Raw genomic sequence first — 8,756 nt, forward strand, 5'->3', positions numbered from 1 at the left:
CCCCCCGCCGCTGGAACCGCCAGGCCGCGTCTTCCGACGATGTCGAGGAACATCCCCCAATCGACGTCTTCGGCATGGATGGCGACCGCGCAGTCGACAAGCCAGTCGCTGTGGGTGTGGGCGTCGAGGCCGCCATGGGCGATGGCCAGTGCCATGCGATCGGCCGGCGATGGCACGAAGACCGCGACGCCGCTGAATTGTGCCGGGACCGCCCGTTGCCAGATCGCCAGGTCGTCTTCCGCGCTCGTCTGCGACCCATCATAGCCGAGCTGGTGCAGGTCGATGTCGCCGAAACGGCCCTTGAAGAAGTTCATCGACCGCAGCGACGCCAACCGGGTTCGCAGATATTGCGCGCTGACGCCCGAGGCGATCTGCCAGTCGCGGTCGCGCAAGATGTCGAAGACGGCAGCCATGTCGCGCGGGCGCACCAGTATGTCGATGTCATGCGCCACCCGACCACGCTGCGCCGACGCGTTCAAGGCAATGCGGCTGGCGCCCTTGATCAGCATGATGTCGGCGCCGCCGTCGGCCATCGCCTTCAGCGTCGGCTCGGCCTCGCGCATCGCCATGCGCGACTTCGTCCACAGCATCTTCTGCAGGCCGACGAGGCGCGGGTGCGCGGTATGCCCGGCCAGTTTTCTGCCGAACCTGTCGGAGATGGCGGCGAGCAGACGATGTTCTCGAAACGAGACGAGGTCGATGTCGTTCTCGTCGAGCCAGCGCGCGGCGCAGGCAGCGGCTGCGTCCTCATCGGAGAGCAGCGCCGCCTTCAGCAACAGGTCCAACTGGCCGGTGGGCCACGACCAGCCATAGTCCGGGAAGCGGCGGCTGATGCGGCGAACAGGCCTGGCGTTCAACTGGAGCCCGCCTTGTTCTGGGCCCGCCGCTGCATGGCGAGCCTTGCGACCTGGATATAGCCCCGGTCGCGTGCCGGATCGCGGCCGTAGGAAAGGCTGCCCGGACGGATGCGGCGCAATGCAAGCACGTCGTCGAGCATGGCAAGTACAAAGCCTGCCTCACGAACCCGGGCGATCCAGTCGATCATCTCGCCGCGACCGCCTGGTGGGTCGATGATGGGACCGACGCTCTGCACCACCTCCTGGCGGATCATCATCGTCGTGCGCGACCAGCCCGCTCCACTGGCCGCATCGGGCAAATCGGGGCTGTCGCCGCGAAACGTCCGCCAGTGCGTAAAGACGCCCGCTGTCCCGGGATGACGGCCGAGATAGGCCAGTTGCTGTTCGATCTTGTCCGGCAGCCACAAATCGTCGGCATCGAGCGTCGCGATGAGCGGCGTCGAGAGTGCCGCAATGCCACGGGTCGTTGCGCTGCCGGGTCCGGCATTGTCCTGTCGCAGCACCGTCACCGGCAGGTTCATCGCATCGATCACCGCGGCCGTATCGTCGGTCGAACCGTCATCGACCACGACGATGGCCTCCGCTTTTGCCGTCTGGGCCAGAACGGAGTTCAGGGCAGCGCCTATGGTGGCGGCCGCGTTGAAAGCCGGAATGACGACGCCGTAGCCTGCCATCAAAGGAACCGCCACTGCGCGAGATCCTTGAAGTCGAAGATCCCCTCCACCCGGCGCAAGCTGGGATCGGCCTTGCGACGCTTCATCGACTTGTGAATGGCGCGCATGAACTCGCGAAAGGGCACATCGGCTTCCTTGGTCATGTTGCCGGGATGACGCCTGTAATAGAGAGCCACCGTATCGGGCATAACGTATTTTGCCTGGCTCTCAAAGATACGCAACAGATAGTCGGTGTCCTCGGCCTGTTTGAAATCCTCGTCGAAACCACCGGTGCGCTCGATGAGGTCTCGCGCGAAGATCCCGGCGGACAGGTGGATCCCTCGCACGGTGATGGAGTGGCTGTCGGCGGCCGGTTCCAGTGTCTCGCCATCTATCTTGTCGACCAGCGTCATGCGCGAATAGGTCAGCTCGAGGCCAGGATCCTCTTCGAAGCAGGCGAGATCCGCCTTGAAGCGGCCTATCGGGGAGATGTCGTCCGAATCGAGAAACGACACCAGACGCGTCTGCGGCAGCAACTGCTTCAGCCCGGCATTGCGCGCCTTGGTGACCCCGCCATTGATCTGCTGGAAAAGACGAATGCATGGGGCCTCGTCGATCAACGACCGTACGACGGCTGCCGAGCCATCGGTCGACCCGTCGTCGATGACGATGATGTCGAGATCGATGTCTTCGCGCTGCCTGAGCAACGAGCGCAGCGCCAGGCCAACGAATTGTTCGCGATTGTAGACCGGCATGATGACGCTCAGCCTCATCGGCGTCTCCAGCAGCGTTGCGGGCTTGGCTGATCCGAGCCGATTGTCTCGAGCATCATGGCATCCGCCAATCGGCGGGACTCTTCAATTCGAAGATGCCCTGGACCTCTCGCCGTGACGGATCGGCCTTGCGCCGCCGCATCGACTTGTGGATTGCACGCAAGTGGTTGCGGACCCTGCCGCTATGTTCCTTGGTGACATTTCCGGCGTGGCGTCGGTAGTAGATCGCGACGGTGTTCGGCAATTCGTAGCGCGGACCGGTTTCGAAGACTCGCAACAGATAATCCGTGTCCTCGGACTGCTCAAAGTCCTCGTCGAAATGGCCGATGCGATCGACAAGCGTTCGACTGAAGAGAGCGGTGCTCAGCGAAATTCCGCGAAGCGTCATGGTACAGCAGTCCGCCTCCGGCTCGAGCTTCTCGTCGTCGATCCGGTCGACCAGCGTCATCAGCGAATAGGTTAGCTCAAGCCCGGAGGTAGCCTCGAAGCGGGCGAGATCGGCCTTGAACCGTCCGGCCAGCGAGATGTCGTCAGAATCCAGGAATGACACGAACTCCGCATCCGGCGGCAGTTGCCGCAGCCCGGCGTTGCGCGCCCTGGCCACGCCCATGTTCGATTGCTGGAAGAGTCGGATGCAGGGGTTTTCGCCCATCATCGAGCGTACGGCCTCAGCAGAGCCGTCGGTCGAACCGTCGTCGATGACGATGATGTCGAGATCGGCGGCGTCCCGCTGCCGCACCAGCGAGCGCAATGCCGAAACGACATAGCGTTCACGGTTATAGACGGGCATTATCACGCTCAGTTTCACGAAGCGCCCCGCACAAGAAAGTCCGCAATCGTGCCGGCTATCTCCTGTGGCTGCGTCCCCAGCGACAGACGATAGCATGGCAGCAGGCGGGTCAGGTCGCTGAAGAAGCGAAAGCCGCTCTCCCGCTCGCCCGGCATCTGCGCTATGCCGGACGGCGCCAAGGCAATCATGGCATCCCTCCGCGACACCGGCACGATCGAACTTGCCCCGCCTCCGCCGATATGTGGCACCAGCAGCGCAACGATGTCCAGGGTTTCAGGCACCGGCCGGGGCGCGATGTCATGAATGTGAAAAGCATATTTGCCTTGCCAGTTGAGCGGGCTATGAGCTGGCAGCCGGTGATCCAGCCCAAGTCGCGCGAATCCCTGGGGATCCTGCTTGAGTGTTGAAAACAACGGGCGGGCAGTCACGCCGTTGGAGAGGTCGACCAGCACATAATCGTCGCCGACGCTGTCCAGCCCGTGGAGGAGGCCGGCGGCGACGGTCCCGGATTTCCCGGCGCCGCCCGCGCCGGCCAGCAGTACGCCCCTGCCTTTGGTGCCGAGCGTCCCCGCATGGGCCAGCCGCATGCCACGTGCCGCATATTCCCAATGGAGGAAGGGGCGCAGCGGCGCTCCCGGCTCCCACGGTGGAAAGGCATCGGCCGAGGCCATCAATTGCACGCCAACGCGACGTTGCGGATCATAGAACTGCCAGAAATCCAGGTCGTGGAAATGGTTGCCGCGCAATCCGGCTTCCGCCAGCCTGGTGGCGAAGCCATGCTGCGTGAAGGGTCCTTGGCCCCATCTGGCCGGTGCCGCGATGCCGTCAATGCCGGGATGTGCGACGAAGATGCGGCAGATGTCGGCAGGCGCTCGGTTGTCCGCAGCCGTGACAAAGCCATGAGCGAAGGCATCCGCCAACGCGCCGGCACTCACATGAGCGGTCAACTCCAGATGCGGCAAACCCACCTTGCAGGTCAGTGGATAATGCGCGGCGCTGCTCTGCGCTTGCGCCAGGACATGACGTGCGTAGTCAGTCAGGTTTTCGAGAGTGACGTTCGGCATGGTCTGCCTGTTCCGGAGCCGTCCGGCAACGAGAGCCTGGCGCGCCTCAGTTGGCCTGCTTCACTGCGGGCCAGCCGAGGGGCTCCTCGACCTCGTGGATGGGATCGACGACAATGAGGTCGGCAAGGTCGTCATGGATGTCGACCTTGAGGGGCTCGCCGGCAGCGGCGAGCTGAGCCAGCAATTCGCTGGGAACCGGTCTTGCCACGCCATCGGTTGCGGCCGCCAGCAAACCGAATTCGAGCAATTGTGAAACAAAGCCGTCAATCGCGGCGGCATCGAGGGCGCCAATCCCGGTCGCGGCGCCGACCAGTTCGGAGGCAGGCACGCCGGACGACAGTGCATCCCAAAGCCTGCTGCCTGAATCAGAGAAGCCGAAATATTTACCGGTGGTCAGGTCGAGAACGACGGCTTCGCCATCGAAGGATTCAAAGACGATATCCTTGCTGGCAATGGCATATACGCCGGATTGTCGCATGTTTGCTCCCCGCCGAAGCAGGCCGCGGAGATGATCTTCGGGCCCTACGGTCAACCCCACCGTTGCAGGCGTCTAACCATTTGCAGGGTTTTTGGCAAGATGGCGTAGGCCCGGCCGAGCGCAGCTGCAGGCCGCGCGGGCATGGACAGCCTCTGACCGTGCCTGCCGGTCACGCCTCGATTTCAAGCGCCGAAAGCGGCTTCGAGCAACAGGCGAGGATAAAGCCGTCTTCGATTTCGTGATCGAGGATGCCGCCATTGTGGCTCATCTCGACGTCGCCCGCGACCTTCCTCACCTTGCAGGTGCCGCACAGGCCGAACTCGCAGGCGGCGGGAATCCGCACCCCCGAGGCGCGTGCCGTCTGCAGCACGGTCTGGCCGGCGACGCATTCGGCATCGACATCGGAATGCGAGAACCGGATCGGTGTCACGGCCTCCACGGTGGCAGCGGCGCCGTCTTCCGCCGGCGGCGAGAACGGCGCCGGGATCTCCTCCACGGCAGGCGCGGCAAAGCTTTCCTGATGGTATTTCGCCATGTCGAAGCCGGCTGCGTCCAGCATGCCGCGCACGGCGCGCATGAAAGGATCGGGGCCGCAGCAGAAAATCTCGCGCTCGCGGAAATCGGGCGCCAGCAATGGCAGCCGGATCGCGTCGATGCGGCCCATATGGCCGAACCAGCCCTCGCGGCTCGACCGCTCCTCGATCATGAAGCCGAGCGACAGCCCAGGCATGCGGCTGCCGAGCAGTTCGAGCTCCTTGCGGAAAATGATCTCTTCCGGGCGGCGCGCGCAGTTGACGAAGCCGACATCGGTCCATGGCGCGCAGTCGTTCAGCCAGCGCAGCATCGACATCATCGGCGTCACGCCGGAACCGGCCGAAATGAACAGGTATTTGGCGGCCGGGTGGCTGTGCAGCGAGAAGTCGCCGGTCGGCCCATAGGCCTTGACGTGCGAACCGGGCGTCAGATGGTCGAACATCCAGCGCGTACCGGTGCTGCCCGCCTGCGCCTTGACCGTCACCGCGATCGAGAACGGCCGCGACGGCGAGGACGACAGCGTGTAGGTGCGCATCAGCGGCCCGTCCGATGTCGGCAGTTCCAGAGTCACGAACTGCCCCGGTTTGTAGCGGAACCAGGTCTGGTTGTCGGAGCGGAAGGTGAAGGTCTTCACGTCAGGCGCTTCGTCGCTGACGCCGATCACTTCCAGCACCTGCAGCCTGTCGTTCCAGGGCGTCATCTGGTCGAGATGGCGATAGAGGCCAAGGTCCGTCATCGCATTCATCCTCTTGTCCCCTGGGCTAGGCGACGCTGCGCAGGGCCGGCCGGCCGCCTTCGGCAAGGCGCGGCCCGATGAACGACGCGTACCACTCGACGAACTGGATCACGCCGCCCTCATGCAGCTCCGAATAGGGGCCTGGTTCATAGGCCGGCGACAGGATGCCGAAGGCGTTTTCCTCGACGATGCGGCGGTCCTGGTCGTTGGTCTCGGTCCAGACATGGGTGAGCTCAGCGAGGTCGTAGTCGACGCCTTCGACCGCATCCTTGTGGACGAGCCATTTCGTTGTCACTGCGGTTTCCGTGGCACTGATCGGCAGCACGCGGAAGGTAACGGCGTGGTCGCCGAGGATATGGTTCCAGGTCGTCGGATAGTGATAGAGCAGCAAGGAGCCGATGCGGTCGGTTGAAACGCTGTCGGACAGGTTCTTCTGGACCGCCCGTTTTCCCGTCATGGTGTAGCTGACGGCATCGCGCAGCAGCGGCGCGCGGGTGGCGCGGTACTGCCCTGCCGGATCGATGCGGAATTTGCTCGGCAAGCCTGATGCCTCGCATCTGGCCCAGTGTGCGACCATTTCAGGGTCGCTGTCGGCGCCATGGACGCCGGTTATGGTTGGAGCCTCGGGGAAGGTCTTGCACAACTCGGGATGATTGGCGGCGCAGTGGTAGCACTCGCGGTTGTTTTCCCAGACCAGCTTCCAGTTGCCCTTCTCGACGATCGTGCTCTCGAAGGCGATCTTTGCTTCACGCAGCCGGTGCGGCAAAAGATAGGGTTCGATCATCGCCCGCATCGGCGCGAAATCTGCCGGTTCCTTGGCCAGGCAGATGAAGATGTAGCCGCCGACGCTCTCGCAGGCGACCGGCTTCAGGCCGAAATCACTCTTGTCGAAACCGTCGGCCATCTGGCGGGCAAACAGCAGGCGGCCGTCCAGCTCGTAGGTCCACTGATGATACGGGCAGACGAGCTTTGCCGCGGTACCCTTCTCCGTGTTGCACACGCGGCTGCCGCGATGGCGGCAGGAATTGTGGAAGGCGTTGATCTTGCCGTGCTGGTCGCGGACAAGGACGACCGGATAATCGCCGACCTGCACGGTGATGTAGCTGCCCGGCTTCGGCAGTTCGCAATCATGGCCGATGAACAGCCAGTCGCGATACCAGATCAGCTCCATGTCGAGCTTGAAGTAGTCCGGATCGGTGTAGAAGGGCTGCTCCAGCGAAAAGCCTTGCCGGCGCCCCTTCAGGAGCCTCAGCATGTCGTTGCGGATATCCATGTCCTGTCCTCGTTCCTAAGGACTGAACTGGTGGTGACGGAGGAAGGATTGAAGCGCAGGCCGGCTGTGTGCCGGACATGCGCTATCCACCTCTTGACCGCCCACCGCGATCAGTCGAGTCTAAAAATCTCGGGCTGGTTTCCGGGCTCTGGAGTTGTCCTTGCGGACCATCGCGACACCTTCCCAGGCGGTTGCCCAGTGGTCTCCCGTTGCGACTTGAACTCCACCACCGTTGCGGGGGCAGCGCCGGATTCTGACCGGCTTCCCAATTCTCCGCCTCGTCGTCACGAAGCGGCACCTGAGATGGTATGATCTAACCACGATCGCGGGCGCGCCGTCGGCATGAAAACGACATCGTATCCATGCGGCGCGACACGGCATGCGAAACGCTACTGCAGCTCGTCGCGGGCCGAGATCCCACCTCCCGGGCGGCCATTTGCCGGCTGCGATCTTCCCGAATCCGACCCTTCGCGGGGGGTCAAAAAAGGTTAATGGTTTCGAAAAATGACTATTAGTTCGCCCTAAAATCGAACCGAACGGTTCGTTTCTGTTGACGGTGCGTGCAGGACGGTGTGAACGCTGGGCCTCTGAAACAGTCAGTGATCCATCAGGTGGCTACACCTAACACACTGATATGAAGAAGAAAAATGCATCCCTAGATTCCGTTGGCACAATTTCAAGGTGTGGATTCATGGTCCACACGGAACAACTTCGTGATTGGAAAAGACGACCTTGCCCTCCCACATCGGGGCTGTCCGAACGACGCGATTTCATTTCCAAGACACGCCGCTAGACGGACGGAAAAAAGACGATACTGGAGTACCAAAAATGAAAAAGATCATTCTCACTGCCGCAGCCCTTCTGGCCATTTCCGGCAGCGCCTTCGCTGGTAGCGACCACTACGGTTCCAACGCCGCGGCAGCCACTGCTGTCGACAGCTCGTACACCGCTTCGACCAAGAAGTCGGAACCGGCTGCTCAGGCGCCTGCCCAGGGTGCTGACCGCAACCTCTTCGGCAACAACTAACAGCCGATTCCCAGTTTCCCGGTCGACGGCGGGCTCGCCCGCCGCCCTGGCGAAATTCAGACATTCAGGAGTATTCAAGATGAACAAGATCCTCATTGCTGCCGCCGCCGTTCTGGCCATCACCGGCAGCGCTTTCGCGGGCAGCGACAACTACGGTTCGAACGGCCCCAACCAGCCTGCCGCCGCTGTGGACCAGTCGTACACGGCTTCCACCAAAACCTCGGAACCGGCTGCCCAGACGCCCGCTCAGGGCAGCGACCGTAACCTCTTCGGTCGCTAACAACCAATTTCGCAACCGACGGCAGCTGTGTCTGCCGTCCTGGCGAAATCCAGAATTCAGGAGACTAAAATGAACAAGATCCTTATTGCTGCCGCCGCCGTTCTGGCCATCACCGGCAGTGCCTTCGCCGGCAGCGACAATTTTGGCTCCAATGGTGCCAATCAGCCTGCCGCCACGACTTCGGTCGACAGCACGCGCACCTCTTCGGTACGCAACACCGGTTCGCCGGTCTACAAGCAGCTGACCAAATATCTCGACCGCCTGCCCAAGGCGATGTCGGGTGGCCAGCGCC

General features: G+C 62.8%; 11 protein-coding genes and 1 riboswitch. Of the genes, 3 read left to right on the forward strand and 8 right to left on the reverse strand.

The window, feature by feature from the left end; genetic code table 11:
• The 8 genes from EN969_RS07025 to EN969_RS07060 all read right to left on the reverse strand — a co-directional run.
• The coding region (locus EN969_RS07025) for a nucleotidyltransferase family protein (protein ID WP_164758168.1) at positions 1-857 on the reverse strand (857 nt) is incomplete at its 3' end.
• On the reverse strand, positions 854-1,531 hold the full coding sequence (locus EN969_RS07030) for a glycosyltransferase family A protein (RefSeq protein ID WP_063169806.1): 678 nt from the start codon (positions 1,529-1,531) through the stop codon (positions 854-856). The genes EN969_RS07030 and EN969_RS07025, both read right to left, overlap by 4 nt.
• Positions 1,531-2,283 (reverse strand): glycosyltransferase family A protein, encoded by a 753-nt coding sequence (locus EN969_RS07035; RefSeq protein ID WP_063169807.1) that lies wholly within the window; start codon positions 2,281-2,283, stop codon positions 1,531-1,533. The genes EN969_RS07030 and EN969_RS07035 overlap by 1 nt, the downstream gene beginning before the upstream one ends.
• Before the next feature lie 55 nt (positions 2,284-2,338).
• Entirely contained in the window at positions 2,339-3,091 is a 753-nt protein-coding gene (locus EN969_RS07040; RefSeq protein WP_063169808.1) for a glycosyltransferase family A protein, read from the reverse strand.
• Positions 3,088-4,137, reverse strand: coding sequence for a hypothetical protein (locus tag EN969_RS07045; protein WP_063169809.1), 1,050 nt, complete (start codon positions 4,135-4,137; stop codon positions 3,088-3,090). The genes EN969_RS07040 and EN969_RS07045 overlap by 4 nt, the downstream gene beginning before the upstream one ends.
• A gap of 46 nt (positions 4,138-4,183) precedes the next feature.
• A complete protein-coding gene (locus EN969_RS07050) occupies positions 4,184-4,615 on the reverse strand; it encodes a PqqD family protein (protein WP_013528271.1) in 432 nt (143 codons plus the stop codon).
• 169 nt (positions 4,616-4,784) lie between these two features.
• The gene (locus tag EN969_RS07055; protein ID WP_013528270.1) at positions 4,785-5,885 is read right to left on the reverse strand and encodes a hybrid-cluster NAD(P)-dependent oxidoreductase; all 1,101 of its coding nucleotides are present in this window, start codon (positions 5,883-5,885) and stop codon (positions 4,785-4,787) included.
• 25 nt (positions 5,886-5,910) lie between these two features.
• Positions 5,911-7,158 (reverse strand): aromatic ring-hydroxylating dioxygenase subunit alpha, encoded by a 1,248-nt coding sequence (locus EN969_RS07060; RefSeq protein ID WP_063169810.1) that lies wholly within the window; start codon positions 7,156-7,158, stop codon positions 5,911-5,913.
• Between the two features lie 114 nt (positions 7,159-7,272).
• A riboswitch (cobalamin riboswitch) is annotated at positions 7,273-7,475 on the reverse strand.
• A 511-nt stretch (positions 7,476-7,986) separates the two neighbouring features.
• Here EN969_RS07060 and EN969_RS07065 point away from each other — a divergent pair.
• From EN969_RS07065 to EN969_RS07075, 3 genes are all read left to right on the forward strand, one after another.
• Positions 7,987-8,184 (forward strand): DUF680 domain-containing protein, encoded by a 198-nt coding sequence (locus tag EN969_RS07065; protein ID WP_013528268.1) that lies wholly within the window; start codon positions 7,987-7,989, stop codon positions 8,182-8,184.
• A 79-nt stretch (positions 8,185-8,263) separates the two neighbouring features.
• Entirely contained in the window at positions 8,264-8,464 is a 201-nt protein-coding gene (locus EN969_RS07070; RefSeq protein WP_013528267.1) for a DUF680 domain-containing protein, read from the forward strand.
• Between the two features lie 69 nt (positions 8,465-8,533).
• Positions 8,534-8,756 (forward strand): DUF680 domain-containing protein (locus tag EN969_RS07075; RefSeq protein WP_127419046.1); only part of this gene is annotated, 223 nt, incomplete at its 3' end.

Source organism: Mesorhizobium sp. M7A.F.Ca.CA.003.01.2.1 (assembly GCF_003998945.1).
Classification (GTDB): Bacteria; Pseudomonadota; Alphaproteobacteria; order Rhizobiales; family Rhizobiaceae; genus Mesorhizobium; species Mesorhizobium ciceri.

What these genes read in the sequence shown, in the direction of transcription:
- EN969_RS07030 (WP_063169806.1), bottom strand. Translation starts at nt 1,531, where the DNA reads ATGGCAGGCTACGGCGTCGTCATTCCGGCTTTCAACGCGGCCGCCACC.
- EN969_RS07035 (WP_063169807.1), bottom strand. Translation starts at nt 2,283, where the DNA reads ATGAGGCTGAGCGTCATCATGCCGGTCTACAATCGCGAACAATTCGTT.
- EN969_RS07045 (WP_063169809.1), bottom strand. Translation starts at nt 4,137, where the DNA reads ATGCCGAACGTCACTCTCGAAAACCTGACTGACTACGCACGTCATGTC.
- EN969_RS07050 (WP_013528271.1), bottom strand. Translation starts at nt 4,615, where the DNA reads ATGCGACAATCCGGCGTATATGCCATTGCCAGCAAGGATATCGTCTTT.
- EN969_RS07055 (WP_013528270.1), bottom strand. Translation starts at nt 5,885, where the DNA reads ATGACGGACCTTGGCCTCTATCGCCATCTCGACCAGATGACGCCCTGG.
- EN969_RS07060 (WP_063169810.1), bottom strand. Translation starts at nt 7,158, where the DNA reads ATGGATATCCGCAACGACATGCTGAGGCTCCTGAAGGGGCGCCGGCAA.
- EN969_RS07065 (WP_013528268.1), top strand. Translation starts at nt 7,987, where the DNA reads ATGAAAAAGATCATTCTCACTGCCGCAGCCCTTCTGGCCATTTCCGGC.
- EN969_RS07070 (WP_013528267.1), top strand. Translation starts at nt 8,264, where the DNA reads ATGAACAAGATCCTCATTGCTGCCGCCGCCGTTCTGGCCATCACCGGC.